This window comes from uncultured Idiomarina sp. (assembly GCF_964010655.1).
GTDB classification, from domain to species: domain Bacteria; phylum Pseudomonadota; class Gammaproteobacteria; order Enterobacterales; family Alteromonadaceae; genus Idiomarina; species Idiomarina baltica.
The window spans coordinates 16755-41070 of the sequence record NZ_CAXGLS010000009.1 but is presented as its reverse complement, the minus strand read 5'-3'; the positions used below and the strand labels follow the sequence as shown (position 1 = coordinate 41070).

Annotated in this window: 29 protein-coding genes; 18 read left to right on the top strand and 11 right to left on the bottom strand. The window is 47.6% G+C overall.

The annotated features are described in order from the left end of the window. Positions 1–59 precede the first annotated feature (59 nt). The 4 genes from adk (at position 60) to ABNS04_RS04160 (ending at position 3377) form a co-directional block, all read left to right on the top strand. Positions 60–704: an adenylate kinase gene (adk, locus tag ABNS04_RS04175; protein WP_006956504.1), complete on the top strand. Its 645-nt coding sequence runs from the start codon at positions 60–62 to the stop codon at positions 702–704. An 87-nt stretch (positions 705–791) separates the two neighbouring features. Continuing rightward, positions 792–1190, top strand: a complete 399-nt coding sequence (locus ABNS04_RS04170) for an MAPEG family protein (RefSeq protein ID WP_006956505.1) — start codon at positions 792–794, stop codon at positions 1188–1190. A gap of 11 nt (positions 1191–1201) precedes the next feature. Continuing rightward, positions 1202–1984 (top strand): alpha/beta hydrolase, encoded by a 783-nt coding sequence (locus ABNS04_RS04165; RefSeq protein WP_272977459.1) that lies wholly within the window; start codon positions 1202–1204, stop codon positions 1982–1984. A gap of 13 nt (positions 1985–1997) precedes the next feature. Beyond that, the gene (locus tag ABNS04_RS04160; protein WP_272977458.1) at positions 1998–3377 is read left to right on the top strand and encodes an MATE family efflux transporter; all 1380 of its coding nucleotides are present in this window, start codon (positions 1998–2000) and stop codon (positions 3375–3377) included. Here ABNS04_RS04160 and hisIE read toward each other — a convergent pair. The 8 genes from hisIE to hisG are packed head-to-tail and all read right to left on the bottom strand — an operon-like array spanning position 3374 to position 10439. Then, positions 3374–3982: a bifunctional phosphoribosyl-AMP cyclohydrolase/phosphoribosyl-ATP diphosphatase HisIE gene (hisIE, locus tag ABNS04_RS04155; protein WP_272977457.1), complete on the bottom strand. Its 609-nt coding sequence runs from the start codon at positions 3980–3982 to the stop codon at positions 3374–3376. The genes ABNS04_RS04160 and hisIE overlap by 4 nt on opposite strands. Before the next feature lies 1 nt (position 3983). After that, the gene (gene hisF / locus ABNS04_RS04150) at positions 3984–4775 is read right to left on the bottom strand and encodes an imidazole glycerol phosphate synthase subunit HisF (protein ID WP_006956509.1); all 792 of its coding nucleotides are present in this window, start codon (positions 4773–4775) and stop codon (positions 3984–3986) included. Beyond that, positions 4745–5494: a 1-(5-phosphoribosyl)-5-[(5-phosphoribosylamino)methylideneamino]imidazole-4-carboxamide isomerase gene (hisA, locus tag ABNS04_RS04145; RefSeq protein WP_272977456.1), complete on the bottom strand. Its 750-nt coding sequence runs from the start codon at positions 5492–5494 to the stop codon at positions 4745–4747. The genes hisF and hisA overlap by 31 nt, the downstream gene beginning before the upstream one ends. Next, complete coding sequence (gene hisH / locus ABNS04_RS04140; protein ID WP_006956511.1) at positions 5491–6081, bottom strand: imidazole glycerol phosphate synthase subunit HisH; 591 nt, start codon at positions 6079–6081, stop codon at positions 5491–5493. Before hisH ends, hisA begins: the two co-directional genes overlap by 4 nt. Then, a complete protein-coding gene (gene hisB / locus ABNS04_RS04135) occupies positions 6078–7154 on the bottom strand; it encodes a bifunctional histidinol-phosphatase/imidazoleglycerol-phosphate dehydratase HisB (protein ID WP_272977455.1) in 1077 nt (358 codons plus the stop codon). The genes hisH and hisB overlap by 4 nt, the downstream gene beginning before the upstream one ends. Then, positions 7151–8218, bottom strand: a complete 1068-nt coding sequence (hisC, locus tag ABNS04_RS04130; protein WP_006956513.1) for a histidinol-phosphate transaminase — start codon at positions 8216–8218, stop codon at positions 7151–7153. Before hisC ends, hisB begins: the two co-directional genes overlap by 4 nt. Continuing rightward, positions 8215–9540 (bottom strand): histidinol dehydrogenase, encoded by a 1326-nt coding sequence (hisD, locus tag ABNS04_RS04125; protein WP_272977315.1) that lies wholly within the window; start codon positions 9538–9540, stop codon positions 8215–8217. The genes hisC and hisD overlap by 4 nt, the downstream gene beginning before the upstream one ends. 5 nt (positions 9541–9545) lie before the next feature. Continuing rightward, positions 9546–10439, bottom strand: coding sequence for an ATP phosphoribosyltransferase (gene hisG / locus ABNS04_RS04120; RefSeq protein ID WP_006956515.1), 894 nt, complete (start codon positions 10437–10439; stop codon positions 9546–9548). A gap of 307 nt (positions 10440–10746) precedes the next feature. Here hisG and ABNS04_RS04115 point away from each other — a divergent pair, with 307 nt between their 5' ends. From ABNS04_RS04115 to ABNS04_RS04065, 11 genes are all read left to right on the top strand, one after another. Continuing rightward, positions 10747–11016, top strand: coding sequence for a hypothetical protein (locus ABNS04_RS04115; protein ID WP_006956516.1), 270 nt, complete (start codon positions 10747–10749; stop codon positions 11014–11016). 133 nt (positions 11017–11149) lie between these two features. Further along, on the top strand, positions 11150–13087 hold the full coding sequence (locus ABNS04_RS04110) for an ATP-dependent DNA helicase (protein WP_272977316.1): 1938 nt from the start codon (positions 11150–11152) through the stop codon (positions 13085–13087). Further along, a complete protein-coding gene (gene tsaB / locus ABNS04_RS04105; RefSeq protein WP_272977317.1) occupies positions 13062–13772 on the top strand; it encodes a tRNA (adenosine(37)-N6)-threonylcarbamoyltransferase complex dimerization subunit type 1 TsaB in 711 nt (236 codons plus the stop codon). The genes ABNS04_RS04110 and tsaB overlap by 26 nt, the downstream gene beginning before the upstream one ends. Before the next feature lie 62 nt (positions 13773–13834). Further along, positions 13835–14140: a hypothetical protein gene (locus tag ABNS04_RS04100; protein WP_006956519.1), complete on the top strand. Its 306-nt coding sequence runs from the start codon at positions 13835–13837 to the stop codon at positions 14138–14140. A gap of 9 nt (positions 14141–14149) precedes the next feature. After that, positions 14150–14734 (top strand): Slp family lipoprotein, encoded by a 585-nt coding sequence (locus tag ABNS04_RS04095; RefSeq protein ID WP_272977318.1) that lies wholly within the window; start codon positions 14150–14152, stop codon positions 14732–14734. Position 14735: 1 nt separating this feature from the next. Further along, positions 14736–15611, top strand: a complete 876-nt coding sequence (locus ABNS04_RS04090; RefSeq protein ID WP_272977319.1) for an alpha/beta hydrolase — start codon at positions 14736–14738, stop codon at positions 15609–15611. A gap of 98 nt (positions 15612–15709) precedes the next feature. Then, positions 15710–17377: a long-chain-fatty-acid--CoA ligase FadD gene (gene fadD / locus ABNS04_RS04085; RefSeq protein WP_006956522.1), complete on the top strand. Its 1668-nt coding sequence runs from the start codon at positions 15710–15712 to the stop codon at positions 17375–17377. Further along, positions 17374–18531, top strand: a complete 1158-nt coding sequence (gene rnd, locus ABNS04_RS04080) for a ribonuclease D (RefSeq protein ID WP_272977320.1) — start codon at positions 17374–17376, stop codon at positions 18529–18531. Before fadD ends, rnd begins: the two co-directional genes overlap by 4 nt. Before the next feature lie 15 nt (positions 18532–18546). Beyond that, a complete protein-coding gene (locus ABNS04_RS04075; protein ID WP_006956524.1) occupies positions 18547–18792 on the top strand; it encodes a YcgL domain-containing protein in 246 nt (81 codons plus the stop codon). Beyond that, the gene (locus ABNS04_RS04070) at positions 18789–19820 is read left to right on the top strand and encodes a lytic murein transglycosylase (protein ID WP_006956525.1); all 1032 of its coding nucleotides are present in this window, start codon (positions 18789–18791) and stop codon (positions 19818–19820) included. The genes ABNS04_RS04075 and ABNS04_RS04070 overlap by 4 nt, the downstream gene beginning before the upstream one ends. Next, on the top strand, positions 19817–20245 hold the full coding sequence (locus ABNS04_RS04065) for a YcgN family cysteine cluster protein (protein ID WP_272977321.1): 429 nt from the start codon (positions 19817–19819) through the stop codon (positions 20243–20245). The genes ABNS04_RS04070 and ABNS04_RS04065 overlap by 4 nt, the downstream gene beginning before the upstream one ends. Here the strand turns inward: ABNS04_RS04065 and dsbB are convergent. Next, on the bottom strand, positions 20242–20757 hold the full coding sequence (dsbB, locus tag ABNS04_RS04060) for a disulfide bond formation protein DsbB (RefSeq protein ID WP_272977335.1): 516 nt from the start codon (positions 20755–20757) through the stop codon (positions 20242–20244). The two genes, ABNS04_RS04065 and dsbB, sit on opposite strands and share 4 nt — an antisense overlap. Positions 20758–20894: 137 nt before the next feature. On the opposite strand from dsbB, the gene fadR reads away from it, so the two are divergent. Continuing rightward, entirely contained in the window at positions 20895–21605 is a 711-nt protein-coding gene (fadR, locus tag ABNS04_RS04055) for a fatty acid metabolism transcriptional regulator FadR (protein WP_272977322.1), read from the top strand. Between the two features lie 84 nt (positions 21606–21689). On the opposite strand, the gene ABNS04_RS04050 is transcribed toward fadR, so the two are convergent. Next, positions 21690–22271 (bottom strand): Fe-Mn family superoxide dismutase, encoded by a 582-nt coding sequence (locus ABNS04_RS04050; RefSeq protein WP_272977323.1) that lies wholly within the window; start codon positions 22269–22271, stop codon positions 21690–21692. 235 nt (positions 22272–22506) lie between these two features. Between ABNS04_RS04050 and ABNS04_RS04045 the strand changes: the two genes are divergently transcribed. Continuing rightward, complete coding sequence (locus tag ABNS04_RS04045) at positions 22507–22851, top strand: Grx4 family monothiol glutaredoxin (protein WP_272977324.1); 345 nt, start codon at positions 22507–22509, stop codon at positions 22849–22851. 106 nt (positions 22852–22957) lie between these two features. Continuing rightward, positions 22958–23563, top strand: a complete 606-nt coding sequence (locus tag ABNS04_RS04040; RefSeq protein ID WP_272977325.1) for a peroxiredoxin C — start codon at positions 22958–22960, stop codon at positions 23561–23563. 54 nt (positions 23564–23617) lie between these two features. On the opposite strand, the gene rnt is transcribed toward ABNS04_RS04040, so the two are convergent. Further along, on the bottom strand, positions 23618–24250 hold the full coding sequence (gene rnt, locus ABNS04_RS04035; protein WP_040488155.1) for a ribonuclease T: 633 nt from the start codon (positions 24248–24250) through the stop codon (positions 23618–23620). Between the last annotated feature and the right edge of the window lie 66 nt (positions 24251–24316).

Here is a 24316-nt window from a genome sequence, read left to right as displayed (position 1 = left end):
CCCTCATCGGGGTAAAGTTCCCCTCAGACACTTGAATACAAATATAAACGAGGCTGTTTATGCGCATTATTTTGCTCGGCGCTCCGGGTGCGGGAAAGGGCACTCAAGCTCAATTTTTGATGAATACCTTTGGTATCCCACAGATTTCAACGGGTGATATGCTACGAGCCGCAATCAAGTCCGGCTCAGAGCTTGGTAAGAAAGCAAAGCAAGTGATGGATGCAGGACAACTGGTTTCTGATGAAATCATCATCGAACTAGTCAAAGAACGTATCGCCGAACCGGACTGCCAAAACGGTTTCTTGCTCGACGGCTTCCCGCGCACGATTCCACAAGCTGACGCCATGCGTGAAAACGGTATCGAAGTTGACTACGTACTTGAGTTTGCGGTACCTGACGACGTGATTGTTGAGCGTATGAGTGGACGTCGTGTACACCCAGGTTCAGGTCGTGTTTATCATATTAAACACAACCCACCTAAAGAAGAGGGCAAAGACGATGAGACCGGTGAAGAGCTGGTTATTCGTCCAGACGACCAAGAGCAGACCGTACGCAAACGCTTAGCGGTCTACCATGAACAAACAGAGCCTTTGGTTGAATATTATCAATCACTCGCAAAAGAAACGGACACCGAGTATCATCGTATTGATGGAACTCAGCCAGTCGAAGCTGTAAGTAAGGAACTCGGTGCACTGCTTAAGTAAAGAGTTGCACTGAAAGGTTTTGATAGAGGCTCACCCCACTGGTGAGCCTTTTTAATTTTATGTGTTACCACTTTATCGGAGAACATCATGGCCACCCTCACCATAACGAGTTTATTTGCAGGCATTCTGGCATTGATCTACGTTGTACTTTCGGTTCGCATTATTCAGCTCCGTTGGCGTCATCGTGTAGGTATTGGGACCAATAAAGTTGAAGAATTACAACGCGCTGTGCGCGCGCACGGTAACTTTATAGAATACGTTCCGTTGATGTTGTTGATGCTTGCTCTTATCGAGTTTAGTGGGGTTGGCAGTGCATGGATCTATAGCTTAGGTGGTGCGTTGACCATCGCCCGTATTGCTCACGCTGCGGGTCTATCCTCTAACGCAGGTGTGTCCTGGCCTCGTACGGTCGGTGTCCTCGGCACATTCAGCGTGTTGTTACTGCAAGCGGGCATTTTAATCGGCATCTTTGTTGGCCAGCTATAGGAGACATTGACGTGCAGGAGTTAGCACCCGGAATTTCTTATCTGCCCTCGCAGGGCGAAGTCAAAGGCACCTGTGTATTGCTTCACAGTTCGCAAAGTTCTAACGCGCAATGGAAAATACTGCAACAAACGTTAAGCAATGACTATAACGTTGTAGGGATCGATTTATTGGGCTACGGACGTGCGCCTGACGTAGAGTCTGCGCCGCATTTTCGCTTGCAGCAAGAAATTACGCGCATCGAAAGAGCACTCAAGCCAACCTTGGGTAATCAGTCGCTAATTTTGATTGGTCATTCTTACGGTGGGGCGGTTGCGCTAAAAATGGCGCAACAAAAACATTTTAATATTGAGCGTGTGGTTGTGTATGAGCCAGTCAGTTTTCATGTGTTGGAGGAAGATTCTCCTGGCATGCAAGAAATTCGGCAGGTGAGTGATGCGATGCACGGGAAAGATGAGGTAGAATGCACGCGCACCTTTATTGATTACTGGAACCAACCCGGTTATTTCGATGCTCTGCCAGAGCGTGTTCAACAAGGTATGGTTGCGCAAGCGGCAAAAGTTGCGCTGGATTTCGACGCACTATTAAATGATGAACTAACGCTTAAAGATTATCAGCAGGTTGAAGCGCCTGTATTGATTTTACAAGGTGAATACACACGTCGCAGTGCGCGAGCGGTGGTTAAAGCATTATCCACGGCGCTGACATCAGTGACTGTAAAACCCGTCCTAGCTGGACACATGGGACCTCTTACGCATCCGGCTGAGGTTAACCCACTTATTCTTGACTTTATTTAGGATGTTGTAAGTCATGGCCAAACACACGCACGAAATTAGAAAGCTCGCTAAACTGACCGGCCCTATATTAGTCGCGCAACTGACGCAGATGCTCATGAGCGTAGTCGATACAGTGATGGCAGGGCGTAAAGATGCGGTGGATTTGGCAGCCGTTTCGGTGGGTGGCAGTATTTTTGTACCGGTCACTTTGTTGATGTTTGGTATTGCACTCGCGTTGGCGCCTATCGTTTCGCACTTTGACGGCTCAAAGAAGTATCGCCGCATGGCGAACATGCTACAGCAAGGGTTGTATGCGTGTGCTATTTTTGGCGTGTTAGCTTTGGTGGTCTTGCAGTTTTCGCCCTACATTCTTGACTGGATGGAGGTGGAGGATCGCTTCCGGCAAGTGACGCTAGATTACGTTAATTACATTGCGTGGGGTGTACCCGGTTTTGTTATTTATGTGATTTTAAGAAACTTCTGTGAGGGATTATCCAATACCATGCCATCCTTAGTGATTGGCTTTATTGGGTTACTCATTAATATTCCGGCAAACTATATCTTTATTTACGGTCACTTTGGCGCGCCCGAACTCGGTGGTGCAGGGTGTGGTTTAGCATCGGCTTTGGTGTTTTGGGGCATGGCTATTTCGATGGCGATCTATGTATTCACCAGTCGTCGTTATAAGAAGCTTCACCTACTCAGACGCTGGTATCCACCTAAGTTCGATGACGTGGCGTATATTATAAAAATAGGCTTTCCTATAGCGATGTCACTGTTTTTTGAGGTCAGCCTATTTGCCGCAGTGGCGTTACTGATTGCACCATTAGGTCCAACAGTGGTATCTGCTCACCAAATTGCATTGAACATCAGCTCGTTGGTATATATGGTGCCATTGAGCATTTCGATGGCCGTGACACTTCGAGTGGGTTTTGCTTTAGGCGCTGGTGAGCCCAAAAATGCCATGCTGAGTTTTAAAATTGCGATGGTATTCGGCATGGTATTCGCCGCGGTTAACGGTATCATCATGTATTTAGGTGGTGCTTGGCTGGCAAGCTTGTATACGCCTGATACCGCGATTATTAATCTTGCCGCAACGCTGATGGGATTGGCGGCGATTTTTACGATGTCGGATACGTTTCAAGCCGTTGCTATGGGAACCTTACGGGGATACAAAGACACCAAATGGCCGATGATCATGGCGTTTATCTCGTATTGGCCATTCGGCTTAACAGTCGGCTACATTCTTGGACGCACTGACTGGTGGGTGCCTCGCATGGGGGCCGCGGGCTTTTGGATTGGCTTTATTAGTGGCTTAACAGTCGCCGCGGTGATGCTCACCATCCGCTTGCGCTACGTATCTAAGCATTACGAGCGCAAGCAGTTCGAGCAAACAGTCAACAACGCCACTTAACGGTGGCGTTGGTGTAGTACCTCAAGCACTTGTTCGAGGCTCAAATCACTCGCTTCTAAAGTCACCAGTAGGTGATAAAGTAAATCGGCACTTTCATTAAGTAATTCATCTTCATCCTGCACAGTGGCGGCAAGCGCAACCTCAACACCTTCCTCACCCACCTTCTGAGCGATACGCTTAATGGGTTGGCTTAATAGTTTTGCGGTGTAGCTTTCGTCAGGTGAGGCGCTGCGACGCGCTTTAATGATGTTGTTTAACTGCACTAAAAAGGGTGCAGGCGCTTCGGCAAAACATGAACGCGTACCTAAGTGGCAAGTCGGTCCTTGCGGTATTGCTTGGACAAGAATCGAATCATTGTCACAGTCGCGGTAAGCGCCAGTGAACTGTAAAACATGACCCGACTGCTCACCTTTTTGCCAAAGTCGCTGCTTGCTACGACTGTAAAAGGTCACCGCTTTGGTCTGCAAGGTTTGTAGCAATGCATCGCGGTTCATGTAACCTTGCATAAGTACTTCGCCGGTTAGGACATGCTGTACAATACAGGGAACAAGCTGATTCATTTTCTCCCAAGCAAGTTGGTCTACCGTGCTTTCAGTAATTAGCATGTTACAAAACTCCTTGTTCGATTGGACGAATAGCGATGCCTTCGTCAATCAGTTGTTGCTTCAGCTCCGCCATGGCGATGATATTCTTATGAAACACCGAAGCGGCTAAGGCACCATCAACATCGGCTTGTTTAAATACATTGGTAAAATGGTTAATGGCACCTGCACCACCAGACGCGATCAGCGGCACTGAACAGTGACGGCGTATTGATGCCAGTTGTTCGACATCATAGCCTTTTCTTACACCATCTTGATTCATACAGTTGAGAACGATCTCACCGGCACCTCGCGCGATGACCTCGTTGACCCAATCTTTGGTCTGCCACTGCGAGCGACGTGATTTGCTCTCGTCACCGGTAAACTGATGCACCTCGTATTCACCGCTGTCTGCATTAAAATAGCTATCAATACCGATGACGACACATTGCTGACCGAACTCATCCACCATCTCATTGATCAGCTCAGGATTCATCAGCGCAGGCGAGTTAATTGATAACTTATCGGCGCCCATGGAAAGGAGCTCACGACCATGAGCCAGGGTACGAATACCACCTGCGACGGTAAACGGAATATCGATTTCGCGCGCGACGCGTTCAACCCAACTCTTGTCTACCGTGCGGCCATCAGAGGATGCCGTAATATCGTAGAAAACCAATTCATCAGCGCCTATTTCCGCATAGCGTTTTGCTAGGGGCAAGATGTCGCCGATCAGTTCGTGATTACGAAATTGAACGCCCTTGACGACTTGACCGTCACGAACATCTAAGCAGGGGATGATGCGTTTTGCCAGCATTGGATCGCCTCCTCTAAACTAAATGCACCGGTCAGTAATGACTTACCTAAGATAACGTGGTCACAGTTCGCTGCTTTCAAGCGTTGTATATCTTCAAGACTATTAACACCGCCCGACGCCTGCCATTGAATGGCTGGGAAACGCTTTTTATACGCTTCGTACAATGCCACATTACTACCTTGCATAGTGCCGTCACGGCTGATGTCGGTACACAATACATGGGCGCAACCCAATGCGGAGAAACGTTTGAGTATGTCGTCTAACGTCACGTCACTGGATGACTGCCAACCATGAGTCGCAACACGCGCAATGCCATCCGCGTCAATGTTGACATCAAGTGCGAGCACGATTTTTTCAGCGCCAAATTGTTTAAACCAAGTCTCGACCTGTTCCGGATCGGTAACGGCTTTTGAGCCAATGACGACTCGTTTAATACCACAGGCAAGAATTTCTTCGATATCCTCAGTGCTACGAATACCACCGCCGGCCTGACAGTTTAAATTGGTCGCCGCGCAAATTGTGCGCAGTGTTTCGAGTTGGCGATTTTGCGGATTCTTCGCACCATCTAAATCGACCAAGTGCAGCCATTGTGCCCCCGCGGCTTGGTAGCTTTGCGCTTGCTCAACAGCATCAATGTCGAACGTTGTTTGTTGACTAAAGTCACCTTGATAGAGGCGCACAACCCGGCCTTCAATCAAGTCTAATGCAGGAATCATCATAACGCGTTCTCCAAGAAACGTTTAAGCATGGCACGGCCGACCGCACCCGAGCGCTCAGGATGAAATTGAGCACCGATAAAATTATCTTTGCGGATCATGGCCGCGAACGTATCACCGTAATCACAGGTGGCGATGGTGTAGTCATCTTTTGCAACGGCATAACTGTGCACAAAATAACAGTAAGGATCGGTGTCATTATCGAGCAATGGATTGGCGTTGGTCGCACGGACGTTGTTCCAGCCCATATGTGGCAAAGGTCTGTCACCGACCTGCATACGTTTGGTTTGCGCAGGGATTAAGCCTAAGCATTCCACGTCACCTTCCTCAGAGTGCGCTGTCATCAGTTGCATACCAAGACAAATCCCCAATGTGGGTTGGGTGAGCGCTTTAATAGGTTCAATTAACTGTTTACGGTGCAGATTGCGCATCGCTGCAGCTGCTGTTCCCACACCCGGCAAGATGACGCGATCAGCGGCGCCGATGATCGCCTCATCGTCAGTAATTACAGGCTGATAGCCTAAGCGCTCAATGGCAAACTTTACCGAGGTGAGATTCGCACACTCGGTATCGACAATTACAATTTTCACGCGAGCATTCCTTTACTTGAAGGTAACTGTTGGTCGCCCGTTTTTGCCACGGCTTGACGCAGCGCGCGACCAAAGACTTTAAACAAGCTTTCAACCTGGTGGTGCGTGTTGCCCTCAGTCGTTGACAAGTGCAAGCTAATCGCCATTGCATCGGTGAGCGAGCGGAAGAAGTGCTCAACCATTTCGGTTGATAATTCGCCCACTTTGTCGCGCGTGAAATCCGCCTGCCACTTGAGGTAAGGTCGACCTGAGAGATCGATAAGACACTCAGCACGACACTCATCCATCGGCAATGCAAAACCAAAACGGCCAATACCGCGTTTGTCACCTAAGGCTTGGCGTAGTGCCTGACCTAGTGCCAGCGCCGTATCTTCAATGGTGTGGTGGTCGTCAATGTGTAAATCACCTGTCACATTGGCGGTTAAGCTGATGCCAGCGTGTGTGGCAATTTGCTCTAGCATGTGATCAAAGAAGCCAATACCCGTCGAAAATGAGCGCGGTGTTGCATTATCGAGGTCAACTGCAATACGAATATCGGTCTCATGGGTGGTACGGATCACCTTAGCAGAACGTGAGCGTTGGGTCAGGTCGCGCACGATAGCGTTCCAATCTAGGTTGGCACGGTCATATCGAATACCGCGTATACCCATACTCTCTGCAAGTTTAATGTCCGTTTCGCGATCGCCAATCACATAACTATCGGTGAAGTCGATAAGGCCTTTTTGTAGGTAATCCTGCACCAAGCCGAGTTTTGGCTTCCGGCAACTACAGTTGTCTTCCTCAGAATGTGGGCAAATCAGTACGTCGTCAAAGCGCACGCCTTGACTTGCAAAGACAGCCATCATTAACTCATGGGGCGCGTGGAAGTCGGCTTGTGGAAAACTGTCTGTTCCCAGTCCGTCTTGGTTGGACACCATGACGAGGCGATAACCCGCCTGCTGTAACTTAAGCAGGGCAGGGATCACATTCGGCTCAAATTCGAGCTTACTGACGCTGTCTAATTGTTTGTCGACAGGCGGCTCGAGCACCAGTGTGCCGTCACGATCGATAAATAGCCAACGTTGCTGATTCATTGAGTATCTCCAAAAAAGCATTTCAGTGCATCAATAACAAGTGTGTTTTCTCGTTCATTACCGACGCTGATGCGTACTGTGTTGTCGAGTCCAACCTGTGCTGATTGATTACGTATTAATATACCGTTCTGCTGCATGGTCTGCATGAGGCTATCGGCATCGGCAACACGATACAGTAAAAAGTTCGTTTCACTCTCGGCAACCAACGCCATTGGCAGTTCCGCTAATTCATCGCGGATGCGCTGGCGCTGTTTGACGGTGCGTGTTACGTCGGCTTGAACGCGTTCGATGCCCACAGGCGATAACGCCTGGCTAGCAATTTGAATGGTCAAGTCTGGCAGCGGATAAGGCGCCAGTACTTTCTGCAATACGGTAATGACGTCCTCGTTGGCGAGCGCAAAACCACAGCGTGCGCCGGCGAGCGCAAACGCTTTTGATAAAGTACGCAACACCACCAAGTTAGGATATTTCGCTAACCAATCGACGACACTCGCCTCGGCACAAAACTCGATGTAAGCCTCGTCAACGACCACGAGACTGGTCGTCGCGAACTTAAGCACTGCCTCGATATCTTCTTGTGCAAGCCGATTACCGACAGGGTTGGAAGGAGAACACAAGAAAATGAGACGAGCGTCTGCGCTACGCGCCTTGATAGCGTCTAAATCGAGTTGATAAGACGAAGTTAAGGGTACCGAGACCACGTCAGCTCCATGCGTCTGCGCAGAAATTGCATACATACCGTAGGTCGGTGGGCAGATAAGCACACGGTCTTGTTTAGGTTCGCAAAACGCTTTGATAAGCAGTTCGATTGCTTCGTCAGACCCGCGGCAACTTAATACCTGTTCAAGGCGAACATTAGCGTAGTCCGCGTAAGCTTGATTGAGGCGCTGCGACTGAAACGCTGGGTACCGGTTCAACTGTGAGCAATCCAGCGCGTAATCGTATGCGTAGGGTGACTCGTTGGCGTTTAGCCATACTGAACCGCCACTCATCGAACGTCGCGCTGATGCGTAGGGCACCAAAGTTTTCAAGTGTGGGCGCTGTAACTGTTCGGCTAAGCTCATACGTTGTCCTCCTGCGCCTCTAAGCGAATGGTCACGGCGCGTTTATGCGCATCTAAGCCTTCGATTTCGGCGAGCGTGGTAATGCTGTCAGCGAGATCAGCTAAACCATCGCGAGTCACTTCTTGCAACGTGTAGCGGCGATAAAAGTCTAATAGCCCTAAACTGCTGTAGTTTTTAGCGTAGCCATAGGTCGGTAAGACGTGGTTTGTACCAGTTGCATAGTCGCCACCCGATTCAGGGGTATAGTGACCCACAAAAATCGATCCTGCTGTAGTTAGTTGCTCACTCAATGCTGCTGCCGCATCGGTTTGTATAGCAAGGTGCTCGGGTGCGTAACTTTGTGTAACGGCAACCGCCTCGGCTAAGTTTTTAGTGACAATTAACCGGCTTGAAGCAAGTGCTTGCCGCGCGATGTCGACGCGAGGTAATGCATTACATTGCGCAACAAGCTCAGCCTGCACCGCTTGGGCAAGCGCAGCTGATGGTGTGACTAGAATAACCTGTGAGTCTGGACCGTGCTCTGCTTGAGATAATAAATCAGCGGCGACAAAACGCGCATTGGCGGTGTCATCAGCGAGCACTAACAGCTCTGAAGGACCGGCCGGCATATCAATGCTAATGCCGCTATCGTTTTGACTTAATTGTTGCTTTGCTTCTGTCACAAACGCATTGCCCGGGCCAAATACTTTATCAACTTTAGGTATGGACTCGGTTCCGTACGCCAACGCTGCGATGGCCTGCGCACCGCCACACATAACTAAGGTATCGATACCACATTTTTCTGCAGCGTAGACGACTTCCGGTGACATCTGACCTTGTTTATTAGGAGGCGTCACGAGTACACGAGTTTTGCAGCCTGCAATCTGTGCGGGTACGCCTAACATGAGTGCGGTAGAAGGTAAGGTCGCCGACCCCCCAGGGATATAAAGACCGACCGATTCAAGGGCCGTGTATTTTAGTGTGCAGCGCACACCTGGTGAGGTGTTCAGCGTAATATCTTCAGGTGTTTGCGCGAGGTGAAAGGCACGAATATTGTCATAAGCTTTATCAATCGCCGCTTTAGCTCGCTCGGAAACATGTGCCAGTAACGCTTGCTTCTGTTCACCGTTTAACACCAATTGCGAGATGTCTGCACAATCAAATTGACGGGTGTAGTCAAGTAACGCTGCGTCACCTTCAGTTTTCATGCGCTCAATGATTGAGCGCACGGTTTCTTTCAGCTCACGTGAGCGGCTCTGTTCAGGGCGAGCAAGCGTGGCTTGTCGCTCTGAATTGCTAAGCTGTGACCATTGTGTGATGGCAATGCTTTGTCGCGTTAACATACCGATTATCCCATCATTTTTTCAATTGGTAATACGAGTATTGAGCTGCAGCCAAGGTCTTTTAAATCTTCCATTGTTTCCCAGAACAGCTTTTCTGTACTCACGACGTGCACAGCCACTTGCTCATCAGTGTGACTCAGTGGCAGTACGGTAGGCGTTTCGGCGCCAGGAAGTAATGCGTTGACTTCATCTAGGCGGTTTTTGGGTGCGTGCAGCATAATGTATTTGCTTTCTTTCGCCATTTGCACACCGTCAATTCGCGGTAGTAGCTGGTCCATCATAGCCTGCTTTTCAGCGGATAATGGATTGGCGTTTTGAATCAACTGCGCCTGTGAACGAAAGATGACTTCTTTCTCAACGAGACCGTTAGCTTCTAATGTGGCGCCGGTCGAGACTAAATCACAAATGGCATCGGCAAGCCCAGCGCGTGGCGCGACTTCGACTGACCCGGTTAGAACGACATTCTTTGCGCTAATGCCGTTATTTTTTAGGTAGCGTTGCAGTAGGTACGGGTAAGTACTTGCGATACGCTTACCTTGCAGATCGTCGATAGAGTTGTAGTCGCTTTCGCGTGGCACCGCAATGGACAGGCGGCAACCGCCAAAGTCAAGGCTACGTAGAGCCTTATACTCTGCATTTTCATTGACCGCGGAGCGCTCAAGCGCGACCTCTTCTAATACGTTTTCACCCACTAAACCGAGGTCGACGACGCCATCCATAACTAGGCCTGGAATGTCATCGTCGCGTACTCTGAGTAAATCAATAGGGTGGCTGGTACTGTGGGCGATAAGGCGTGCTTCATTAATGCTGAATTTGACACCGCATGCATTAAGCAAAGATAAAGACTCCTTGCTTAAACGGCCTGACTTTTGAATCGCAATAGTAAGTCGTTCACTCATTGATTTACTCCTGATAATAAAAAAACCCTTCGAAAGCTGCCTTTCGAAGGGTTGTATAGTCATGCGAAAGGCTAGTCAAAATATGGACTAGCCTGAATAATAAACGTAGCTAGCCCAGTAATTTCCAATGGTGATGATGGTGGTGCTGGCTAAGGTTCATTTGTTCGCTTCCTTAAAAAAATGGATGTAACTGCTAAGTTGTATAGTACTATAAATAAAAAAAGCACTGAACGCAACTCTATTGACGTATAAAAATTGGTCGACAATAGTCTAAACTCATGATGAACAACCACTGGAGACCGCCACAATGGTCAATTTCGACGCAATGATCCCTTTAATACCAAAAGATTCGCGTATCCCTGTAACTCACAATGAAGAACAATTGAAAGTTGAACAGGTAGAAAAAGCACAGAAACTGGCTGAGGTCGAGGAGGAACAGGAAAATAGTGTCGGCGATCGCGACGCCGAGCATGGACAGCAACAGGCGGCACAGCATCATGAGGGTGAACAGAGTAGCGCGCAAGACAATGACGATGATGAGCAAAGTAGCGATGGTCATATCGACACGTACGCTTAGCGCATGATCGGGACGCAATAATTGAGCGGGAACCTACGCTACTACAGAGGATTTATGATTAACAGCGAGCTGGCAACTATGTCATACTATAGCGCTTTAATCGGTCGATATTAGAATTAGGTGTGGGCATTTAATGAGCAAAGTGGCAGCTGTTTTTACGCCCGAGGGTCAACTGGCAAAGGCGATAGAAGGCTTTCAGCCGCGCGATGCTCAGCTTACCATGGCCCAGGCTATTGAAAAATCCATTCGTAAAAAAGGTACTTTGGTTGTCGAAGCCGAGACCGGTACCGGTAAAACCTTTGCATACTTAGCGCCTGTGCTTCAAGCCAAAGGTAAGGCGATCATCTCCACGGGTACCAAAGCACTACAGGAACAGCTTTATCATCGAGATTTGCCCACTTTACGGGCCGCGCTGGCGCCAGAAAAGGTCATCGCTTTATTAAAAGGGCGTTCAAATTATCTGTGCACCCATCGTCTTGAGCAGGCACAATTGCAAGCTGGTCAGTTTAACAGTGAAACACAAACCAAGCTGGTTAAAGTGAAACGTTGGTCAACTCAGACCCGGGATGGCGATATTGGTGAGTTGGTGGTACTGCAGGATGATCCTCAGTTGACTGCCTTAGTGACTAGCACCAAAGACAATTGTTTAGGTCGCGAGTGCCCGAATTACGATGACTGCTACTTAGTGAAAGCGCGTGATGAAGCCAAACAAGCTGATGTCGTGGTGGTCAATCATCATTTATTTTTTGCGGACCTGGCGATCAAAGATACGGGGTTCGGCGAAATCATACCCGAGTCAGACACGGTGGTGTTTGACGAAGCACACCAAGTACCAGATATCGCAAGTCAATATTTTGGTGACTCATTGTCTTCACGACAACTGATAGAAATTGCTGACGAGGTTCAGCGGTTGTGTTTAACAGAGCTAAAAGACCTCTCTCAAGCGGCACAAATGGCCCGTATTCTGACACAGGTAGTGCGGGATTGGCGGTTACAGTTTCCATCCGATCCGAGCCGAGGCAATTGGCGTGATAAACGCGATGACTCTGCCATGATTGAGGTGTGTAGCCGTGTCGCAGAGAAGCTCACTTTATTTATCGATGTCATCAAAACAGCGCGTGGGCGTCATAAAGAAATGGATAGCCTCATTGAGCGTACAGAGGAAGCCTATGATTTGTGGCAACAGTTGATGCAAACGGATCAGACAGGTTATAGCTTCTGGTATGAAACAACGGTGCGTCATATTGTTCTGCACCAAACGCCACTGAGCGTCGCCAAGCGTTTTGGCAATTTGGTCAAGCACAGTGATCGGGGTTGGGTGTTTACTTCGGCAACGCTCTCAGTCAACGAGAAGTTTGACTACTTTGTTAATCGGCTCGGGCTGTGGGATGCCAAAACGCTCGTATTAGCGAGTCCGTTTGACTTCGAGAACCAAGCGATGCTGTGTCTGCCGCGCTATCTGCCACCTGCGAACCAATTTAATCGCGATCAGCGACTCGCGCAGCTGGCGCAACAGTGTATTGAGGCCAACCAAGGCGGCACGTTCTTATTATTTACCAGTCACAGCATGTTAAAGCGCGTCGCCAGTTTATTGGACGAAAAACTAGATAGGCCCGTACTGGTTCAAGGTGAGGGTAGTAAACGCAGTATTTTGCAGAAATTTACTGATGCAGGTAATGCCGTTTTACTAGGCACTTCGTCGTTCTGGGAGGGCGTCGATGTGCGTGGCGCTGCGTTGCGTTGTGTCATTATTGATAAGTTACCGTTTGCTTCGCCCGACGACCCGTTGCTAAATGCACGGGTAGAGGACGCTAAGTTACGGGGCGTGGATGCCTTCCATACTATTCAGCTACCCGAAGCCATTATCGCGCTGAAGCAAGGAGCAGGGCGTTTGATACGCGATCAGCGCGACTCAGGGGTATTGATTGTCTGTGATGACCGACTTGTCACGCGCCAGTATGGTGCACGCTTTATCAAAAGTTTACCGCCTATGGCTCGCACACGTGATCTGAGCCGGGCAATGCTGTTTTTAAAGGATACATATAATGAAACCAACCTTGCTAGCCATTGATACATCGACGGAGAACTGCTCGGTCGCACTTCAGGTTGATAATACGGTCATTAGCCGCGAAATGGAGAGTCCACGCGAGCACTCACAGCGTTTGTTACCTTTTGTTCAAGCTGTGTTAGAAGAAGCCGATACTAAGTTGTCTGATGTTGATGGGCTGATCGTTGGCATCGGTCCAGGTAGTTTTACAGGCGTTAGAATCGGTGTTTCGATTGCACAAGGTTTGGCATTTGGTGCAAGCTTAAAAGTAAATGGTGTCAGTAGTCTTGATGCTATGGCTCTTGAGGGCTCGCAAAATAGAGTAACAGACTGGATTATTAGTGCTATTGATGCGCGAATGGGCGAAGTCTATTGGCGTGTGTATCAGCACCGTGATGGGCATCTTCAGGCGTGTGCTACCGCAAAAGTGGACAAGCCGGAGCAGTTGAATTTGGCAGCTGAGTTAGAGCGCCATGGATATCAAGCGTCGGAGTCAATTGGTTATGTGGGGACGGGATGGGAGACCTATCGTGAGCAATTAGCTGCGACAGTCTCGGTAACCCCGCAGTCGCTTAATTGTGTGCTTCCGACCGCCGAAGCGATGTTACGTTGGGCACAGCTCTATAATGAGCCGGCTGTTGCTGCAGATGAACTGGAGCCACTTTACGTCCGTAATGAGGTAACTTGGAAAAAGTTGCCAGGTCGTTAACTTGTAGATTATTTTGGAACTCGCCATAATAACTCAGGTCAAACTAATGAAAGGAGCAAGCGTTGAATCCTGTTTCGTCAAGTCATGTTAATGGTGTGCAAGGTAATTTGTCACCGGCACGTCGGGTCGTGCCTGATCCGAGAGATCGCGTGGCTGGAGAGAGTGAACCGCAATCGGCTCGCGCTTCGATTGAAATTCCGAGTCGACAGCAAAGCTCTGATCAGGCGCAACGTTGGAAGGATTTGAACATTGTGTATGACCAACCATCGCAGTCTGCACAAAAAGCACTATCGGCCTATCAAACTGTCGCGCTTAACGAGAAACGAGAGCAAGTTGAGTCAATGTTCAGTTTGGATCTGTATGCCTGAGGAGGCGCTATGTTACGTATCGCGAGTTTAGCACTTGGTGCGCTATTGTTAGCGGGCTGTAGTACATTCCCAGATGCTATCGCAACGCAAGATGAAGATGCCTTAGTATCCTATTCACAAGTGAAAAACAATACCGAAGCAACCGTTGGACAAGCGGCGCGCTGGGGTGGAATTATTGCCGATGTTCGCAATGATGAAGGCTACACGATTATCGAGATGGTTCATTTCCCATTGAAAAGTTGGGGGCGTCCGTTGGTGAGTGATGACACAGAAGGGCGTTTTCTCGCTGTTATTAATGGCTTCGTCGACCCTCAAGTCTATCAACAAGGCCGTAGTCTGACTGTGTTAGGGAAGGTCGGTGAAGCACAAGAAGGTAAGATAGGCGACTATAACTACATATACCCCGTTATTGAGACATCGGGCTATTATTTGTGGCCGAAAGAAGTCGACCGTGCTGACTCGGGGATTGACTATTCACCGTTGTGGTTTAGACACAATTTTTATGCCCCTTACCCTTATCGCCCTTACTATTATCGGTACCCGACGCGCGTAAGGGTTCAGGAAGAAAAACCTAACGCGACTAGCAATCAGTAGCGTGTTGTATCAATCACTAATTGAGCGTGCTCAGCCTCTTGAGTACGCTCTTGACTGGGGCTGCCTCAGAGGTCTCGGTTGGGGCAATGTCGATAAACCTCGCTATATCCTGTTGCATGGTTGGCTGGATAATTGTCACTCATTTCTTCCGCTGATTGAGCAACTACATGAACCTGATGACGGAATCATTGCGCTTGATTGGGCCGGTCATGGCTACTCGGATCACCGCCCCACGGGTAACTACTATCATTTTACTGATTATGCTTATGATATTTGGCAATTGATTAAGATACAGGAGTGGTCTGGCGTTACCATTATTGGACATTCGATGGGCGGCTTCGTCGGCAATATGGTTACGACGCTGTTACCAAAGCATGTATCCCACTTGGTGTTGATTGAGGCCTTTGGTTTGCTCACCAGTGACGAGGAGAACGCTCACCAGCAGCTGTTAGCAGGCTTTCAGTCGCGAAAGAAGTCGCAGATGGCACAGTGGCGTCCATACACCGATAAGTCACAAGCAGTCGCGGCACGTGCCAAGACAGCCGATTTTAGTGACGCGTTAGTCGAAATTATCGTTGAGCGTGGCATTAAGTTAATGGCTGATGGACACTGGTATTGGCGCGCCGATCCCAAAGTTCGGTCTACATCGCCCTATCGGTTGTCCTCACAAGCCGTTGAACAAATTTTGAACCAGTTACGCGTGCCCGTGGTATTAGTAAAAGGGCGTGATGGTTACGCTCAACTGGATAACGCCTTGGCACGATGGCAAGACTGTGTTCCGCAATTACGCGTGCTTGAGTTGGGTGGTGGGCATCATGTTCATATGCAAAGTCCGAGTGATATTGCGGGCATTGTCCGTGAAGTGTCATCATCTTAGATTGTGCCGAAGGGCGAGATTGAGATAAACTGGTCGGATAAGCTCACGTTGACGTGAACGATACATAATAATTAAAGCAATAAATTTTGGAGCCTAGTATGGAAAAGATTTGGCTTAAACATTACCCAGCGGGAGTGCCAGATACGATTGATCCCGACCACTATACGTCTTTGCTCGAGATTCTCGAAGAGAGTATTGAGAGGTATGGTGATAAAACCGCATTCGTTAATATGGATTGCGAAATGTCGTTTGCCGAGCTGGGTGAAAAGGCAAAGCAATTTGCTGCCTATTTGCAGAGTATTGGGCTACAAAAAGGGGATGCAGTTGCGATTATGATGCCAAATCTTTTGCAGTATCCGGTTGCGCTGTTCGGGGTATTAGCGGCGGGTATGACCGTCGTTAACGTCAACCCCTTGTACACACCGCGAGAATTAAAACACCAACTGACCGATTCGCAATCGAAAGCGCTCGTGATTCTGGAAAACTTTGCCAATACTTATGAGAAGATTGCAAAAGATGTACAACTAGAAAAAGTCATTACGACACAAATTGGTGATTTACTGCCCGCTCCTAAACGTTGGTTGGTAAATTTCGTGGTTAAGTACGTGAAACGTATGGTACCAAGCCATTCAATCAGTCAACGTATCGATTTTAATGTGGCGCTCAATAAAGGTAAGCAAAAAGCATATCAGCGACCTGGTTTAACGGGCGACGACATCGCATTCTTGCAATATACAGGCGGCACAACGGGCGTTGCGAAAGGTGCCATGTTATCTCATCGCAACATGGTCGCCAATTTAGAGCAGGTTTCATCGGTCATTACACCCATCATGTCTGATGGTGAAGAAATCATTATTACCGCCTTACCGCTGTATCATATTTTCGCTCTAACAGCGAACTGCTTGACGTTCATTAAGCACGGTGGGCGCAATATTTTAATCACCAATCCGCGTGATATGCCTGGATTTGTAAAAGAGCTTGGTAAAGTTAAGTTTTCAATGATCTCGGGTGTTAATACGTTGTTTAATGGACTATTGAATACCAAGGGCTTCAAAGATCTCGATTTCTCTAACCTAAAGGTGTCTCTTGGTGGCGGGATGGCGGTGCAAAAATCAGTCGCGGAACATTGGGAACGTGTCACGAAATCTCGCTTGCTAGAAGGCTACGGTTTAACCGAGTGTGCACCTGTGGTTACAGTCAACCCTTACGATATCGAGCATTATACGGGCAGTATCGGCTTACCTGTACCAAGTACCGACGTTAAAATTTGTGACCCGGAAAGTGGCGAGGAAGTTGCCCTAGGGGATGCGGGTGAACTTTACGTGAAAGGCCCACAAGTGATGGTTGGTTATCTAAATCGTCCTGACGCCACGGCTGAATCGATTAAAGAGGGCTGGTTTGCGACTGGCGACATGGCAACCTGTGATGAACGCGGGTACTTTAAGATTGTTGATCGTAAGAAAGACATGATCCTGGTGTCTGGTTTTAATGTCTACCCTAATGAGATTGAAGATGTCCTAGCCGATCATCCAAAAGTGCTTGAAGTGGCCGCAGTTGGAGTGCCACATGAGTCTTCCGGTGAGGTTGTTAAGGTCTTTATTGTCAAAAAAGATAAATCCTTAACGGAACGTGAGATTATTGATTTCTCTAGAGAAAATCTAACGGGGTATAAAGTACCTAAGTTAGTCGAGTTTCGTGATGAACTCCCCAAATCAAACGTAGGTAAAATCTTGCGTAAAGAGCTAAGAGACGAGAAAAAAGATTGACTAAGTTAATGCAGCCACAGAGTGGATATCGTTATATCAGTAGCCTTGAGATGCTGACTGAATTTTGTCAAAGAGCCCGCTTAGCGGGCTCATTTGCTATTGATACTGAATTTGTTAGAAGAAAGACTTACTTTGCCAATTTGGGGCTCGTGCAGCTGAATGTCGATGGTGAGACATTTATTATCGATCCACTCATTGATATTGATTTAACAGCACTTTGGCAATTGATAGCCGATCCCGACGTCGTTACGGTTTTGCATGCTGGTGGCGAAGACATTGAGTTGTTTTACCATCAGTCAAATGGACAGAAACCGCGTGCCGTATTTGATACGCAAATTGCGGCGGGATTTATTGGCATGGGGTCGTCGCTTGGCTACGCCAGCCTAGTTGAGCAATTATTTGATGGTGTAACCCTAGATAAAAGCCAGTCACGTACGGATTGGTTAAAGCGTCCGCTCAGCGAAGAGCAACTGACTTACGCAGCTGCCGATGTGAGCTATCTAAATAGCATGTATCCTTGGTTAGTTGAACAGGTCGCACAAGCTCATGTGGCAGATATTGTCGTTGAGGAAAGTCAACTGCAGGTCAGTAAACGCACGCAAGTTATTCCAAGACATTTACTTTATTTGTTCGTTGGGAACGCTTGGCAACTTAACCAAAAGCAATTACAAGTGATGAAAGCACTCGCTGCTTGGCGTCTGGATAAGGCTATGAGTGAAAATATGCCTCTGGGCTTTATTTTTAAGGACGGCGTGTTATTGGAGTTAGCGAGAAAAATGCCGCAGTCTAAGTCTGACCTGTACAAGATTAAAGATTTAGCTCCGATGACGCGCAAATATTCGGGCGAAGCAATAATTGAGCAGATTGGTTTAGCACTTGCTGTGGATCCATCGCAATGGCCGCAAACTTTGCAAAGACTCGACGACATGCCAAACTATAAGATGGCGTTTAGTGGTATTAAGAAAGCAGCACAGGGCTTGGCTTCGTTGCTCGGTATTGATACGGCATTGGTAACTTCGCGCAAACAAATTAATGACTTTTTGATGTATCACTGGCAGTTTAGTGATGACCACCGTGCTGAATTGCCCAGACCTGATTTGCAACAGGGCTGGCGCTGGAGAGCGCTAGAATCTGAATTAAAAGAATATATTTAACGCGAGTTTAAGACCATGCTGTGCGACGTATTTAAAAGCTCGAAAAAAAGCGATACCTATCTATACCTCCCGTTGGGAAGTGAATTTGATGAGTTGCCAGAAGCGCTAGTAAGCCACTTTGGCACTCCGCAAAAAATAATGACAATAAATTTAGACAAACGCGACCAACTTGCTCGGATTAGCGTAGAAGAATTAAAACAGCACTTGGTGGAACCTGGCTATTATTTGCAACTTCCGCCACAAAAGGAGTCAATGCTATGAAAAAGTTAACCCTGAGCACTTTGGCGCTTATCGTAAGTGCGTCGACAGTGGGATTTACCGGCCCTGTAAACGCCTCTCAGTCTGAGCAGAGTTCGATGAGCGAGCAAAGCGAAAGTACCGAGCAGAAGTTTCAAACTTATGTTGATAAGTTGCGCTCTGAGGCGCTTGAGCAAGGATACACGAAAGATACGCTGGATCGCGCGTTTGCCAAGGTAAAATATTACCAACGTGCAGTTGAGCTCGATAATAATCAGCCAGAGTTCAAACTTACTTTAGATACTTACCTTCCCAGAGCAGTACCTGATTGGAAAGCTCAAAAAGCGCTTGAAAAGTATCAGGAGCATAAAGCGCTACTCGATGAGATAGGAAAGAAATATGGTGTACAACCACGATTTATAGTTGCATTGTGGGGTATAGAGACCAACTTTGGTTCTTACACCGGCGGATTTGATGTTGTTTCAGCATTAACAACTTTAGCGTTTGATGGTCGACGTGAAGCCTTCTTTAAGAAACAACTCTGGCAAGCGCTGACTATTATTCAAGACGGTCATATCGACCCTGAGCAAATGAAAGGTTCATGGGCGGGCGCCATGGGTCAGACGCAATTTATGCCAAGCTCGTTTATGAGTTATGCGGTCGATTACGACGGTGATGGTAAAAAGGATATATGGAACAGCTACGGTGATGTATTTGCGTCAGCCGCAAACTACTTGAGTTCTGTGGGTTGGCGAGATGATGTGACGTGGGGACGCCAAGTGCAGTTACCTGAACAGTTTGATACATCGTTAGCGGGGCTAGATACCAAAAAGGGACTCGCCGAATGGCAAAAGCTTGGTATTACGCGCATGGACGGAAGCCCGTTACCGCAACGAGATGATATTGAAGCTTCGGTTGTAATTCCTGATGATAAGGAAGGTCGAGTGTATCTTGCCTATGCAAACTACGATGCGCTGATGCGTTGGAATCGCTCACATTACTTCGTTGCTGCAGTCGGCTACCTTTCTGATCGTATCCGTTTTCCTCGATGAATTGGTATGATAAACCGCTTCATGCGCTCAATCATCGCGAATGGGAAGCCCTTTGCGATGGTTGTGGGCAATGTTGTCTAAACCAACTATTAGATGAAGAGGATAACCTGTATCAAACCGATGTCGCGTGTCGATTATTGGATACTGACAATGCAGTGTGCAGTGACTATGAAAACCGTACTCAGCGGGTCCCCAGTTGTGTTCAACTGACACTCGAAAATCTCGATGCAGTTTATTTCATGCCTAAAACTTGTGCGTATCGGCTCAGAGCACAAGGGCAACCGATTCCTGACTGGCATCCATTACGACACCATGGCAGTCAGCAAGCGATGAAAAAAGCCGGCTACCATGTAGCCGGTCATTGTATCACTGAAACGGAATTTAGAGGTGAGTTAGAAGATCGTATTGTGACCTGGCCGCTTTAGCGTAGTTTATAAATAATATGGCTTAGGCTGGCGACCGCAACAATAATCGTTACTCCTGCAAAGATAAAGGTCATCCATGCCGGCATGGTGACACCTAAAAACGACCAGTCAATGTCACCACAGAGTCCTGGAGCTGCAAAATAGCTAGGTAGCCATTCATGCAGTGGAGCCCAAGATGGAAAATTCGGGTTACTTTCACAGACTGCAAAGAAAGCATTTTTCGACGTTTGTAGGTCCCAGTGGTCATAAGCGATGAATAAGCCCTCGAGCGCGGAATAAAGTACTCCAGCGAGTGCTACTAAGCGTATGAATGGACGTGTCGCACCTAAATAGCCAAGCAAAGCAAATAACGCAATGCCTATCACTGCCATACGTTGATATACACACTTTACGCAGGGTTCAAGTCCGAGACCGTACTGAAAGTAAGCGGCAGCAGCCAATAGCGATAAACAGATGATAAATAGCGCTAACCAAGCGCTGCGTTGACTTGGCCAAAGGTATATTTGCATGATTTGATATATCCGTGTCTGAATCTAAGCGCTATAACATAGCCGAAAAGTAAATGGCTTGTCGATAACAATCAGTTTGCTTGTCCGACCTCATATAACACTGGTAGAATCACACGATTGATAATGAAACAGGCGTAACAATGATCATTAAAGCAAAGAGTCCGGCAGGTTTTGCCGAGGAATATATCGTTAAATCAATCTGGAACGGTCATTTTGCTCCAGGTACGATCCTTCCTGCAGAGCGTGAACTGTCCGAGCTCATTGGTGTGACTCGTACGACGCTACGGGAAGTATTACAGCGCTTAGCGCGAGATGGTTGGCTGACAATCCAGCATGGCAAGCCAACCAAAGTGAATAACTTCTGGGAGACGTCTGGGCTTAATATTTTAGAGACGCTAGCTCGTTTAGACGAAGATGGTATGCCAGAACTGGTCGACCAATTGTTGTCGGCTCGCACTAATATTAGCGCGATTTATATTCGAGCTGCGATCCGTCACAATCCAGAAAAGGTAGTTGAGCTATTGTCTAAGAATGATGAGCTTGCTGACGATGCCGAGCGTTTCGCAGACTTTGATTATCAGTTGAATCATGATCTTGCGATGGCGTCGGGTAACCCCATCTATGTGCTAGTGCTTAACGGCTTTAAAGGTTTATATTCGCGTATTGGCCAATTTTATTTCTCTTCGCCAGAGGCTCGCCAGTTGGCTCGTGATTACTATTACAACCTTAATAGCGTGGCGAAGCAGGGCGACTACAATGAATCAGTAAACTTGGTTCGTCGCTATGGTTATGAGTCAGCAGAAATTTGGCATAGCTTGCGTGGGGATATCCCGTCCAACTTAGTCGATTGAGGCAATCGTTTTTTTCGAAACGGGTTAAATAGACATAAAAAAAGCCAGCATATGCTGGCTTTTTTGATAAGCAACTTAGCTATATTACGCAAAGTTTTTGTTCACGAAATCCCAGTTGAGGAGCTTCCAGAAAGCTTCTAAATAATTAGGACGTGAATTGCGATAGTCGATGTAATAAGCGTGTTCCCACACATCAACAGTTAGTAGTGGCGTTACGCCGTCGTGTGCAACTGGGGTGTCTGCGTCATCCGTATTCATGATATCGACAGAGCCATCAGACTTCTTAACCAGCCATGTCCAACCTGAGCCGAAGTTGCCCGCCGCGCTCGCGTTAAACTCTTCTTGGAACTTCTCGAAAGAACCCCATTTATCGTTGATCGCGTCTGCGATAGCACCGCTAGGAGCGCCGCCACCATTGGGGCTCAAGCAATTCCAGTAGAACGTGTGGTTCCATACTTGAGCGGCGTTGTTAAACAAACCACCTTTCTCAGACTTGATGATGTCTTCAAGCGATTTGCTTTCTAAATCGGTGCCTTTAACTGCATCATTTAGCTTGCTTACGTAAGTCGCATGGTGCTTGCCATAATGGTATTCGAGTGTCTCTTCTGAAATGTGCGGCTCGAGTGCGTTCTTCTCATAAGGAAGAGCGGGAAGTTCAAATGCCATAATCTCTCTCCATAGTTTTTAGTGCAAATAGCGTCTTACACAAAATGAATGTGCAAGCTGTTGTTGTTATTCATACGATATATAGGGGTGACTGGTTCTCTTTTCAAGTATAAGTTTTTATTATTTCCACAGCTGGCTGTAAACCACCCAAAGAGAGCAATCGGGGGTTGCATGTGTTAAAATACTTGAGTATTTTTATCAACCATTCCATTCGTAAACAGTGATTTGAGGTGACATGGAAACCATCGACAAGATTAAACAGCAGATTGAAGAAAACCCCATCCTTCTTTATATGAAGGGCTCACCTAAGTTGCCGAGCTGTGGCTTTTCTTCACAGGCCTCACAAGCACTCATGGGTTGTGGTCAAGCGTTCGCTTATGTCGATATATTACAAAACCCTGATATTCGTGCTGAATTGCCTAAATACGCAGACTGGCCGACATTCCCACAACTCTGGGTTGAGGGCGAGCTCATCGGTGGTTGTGACATCATCGTTGAGATGTTCCAAAAAGGCGAGTTACAGGAATTGATTACCGAGGTGGCAGCGCGTCATCCTCAACCTGAAAGCGACGCGCAATAATCGGCGTTTGGGGTTGATCTTTTACGGTTGAACCCCATATTTATAAAAGCTTTTAATTTAGGTTGCTAAGTGGCAGCCCAACATTCACTAAAGACGGAGAGTATCAATGGCAGTTTTAGTAGGACGTAAAGCACCTGACTTTACCGCAGCAGCGGTAATGGGCTCTGGCGAAATCGTTGAAGATTTTAAATTTTCTGATGCGACCAAAGGCAAGAAAGCCGTCTTGTTCTTCTACCCGCTGGACTTTACATTCGTATGTCCTTCTGAGCTTATCGCATTTGATAAGCGTCTGGACGAGTTCAAAAAGCGCGGCGTTGAAGTAATTGGTGTCTCAATCGATTCACAATTCACTCACAGCGCATGGCGCAACACTGCAACTGAAGATGGCGGTATTGGTCAAGTTAAATACCCACTCGTTGCAGACGTTCGTCACAGCATTTGTAAAGCATACGATGTTGAACACCCAGAAGCGGGCGTTGCATTCCGTGGTTCGTTCTTAATCGATGAAGATGGCGTTGTGCGTCACCAAGTCGTTAACGACCTACCATTGGGCCGTAACATTGACGAGATGTTGCGTATGGTCGATGCTTTGAACTTTAACCAGAAACACGGTGAAGTTTGCCCTGCAGGTTGGGAAGAAGGTAAAGAAGGTATGAAGGAAAACGCTGAAGGCGTAGCAGCATACCTTTCTAAGAACGCTGACAAGCTGTAATACTAGTTTTCAGTGACTCTTAAAAAACGCGCCAAATGGCGCGTTTTTTTGTTTTTAGTCAGCGAGTGGCCAACCGCCTAGTGCCTTCCATTTGTTGACCATCCAACAAAACAGTTCGGCTGTCTTTTCGGTGTCATACAGCGCTGAGTGCGCTTGCTTTTGATCAAACTCGATACCTGCGGCTTTGCACGCTTTGATAAGTACAGTTTGTCCTAACGTCAACGCCGCTAAAGATGTCGTGTCAAAGCTAACAAAGGGGTGAAACGGATTGCGCTTAATGTTAGCTCGTTCGGCTGCTCGCATCAGGAAGCTATGATCAAAATTCGAGTTATGTCCAACCAACACAGAGCGCTGACAGCCAGCCGCTTTTTGTGCCTTTCGAATCGGTTTGAATAAGGCTTTAAGTACCTCGTCTTCGGGCAGTGCGCCGCGTAATTCCGAATGCGGATCGATACCATTGAATTCAATTGCTGCTTGTTCAATATTGGCGCCTTCAAATGGCTCGACATGAAACTGATGGCTTTCGACCGGCTTAAGCTGTCCATGTTCATCAAAATTCAGTATGACGGCAGCGATCTCTAATAAGGCATCGGTCGAGGCATTAAAGCCCGCCGTTTCGACGTCGATGACTACGGGTAAGTAGCCTCGAAAACGTTGCTTCATAAGAGAGTCTTCGGAACCTGACATGAAATTACCTGTATCTGCTAAATTGCTAATGCCCATTATGCCAAAGAGCGGGCTTTTTTGCTTGTG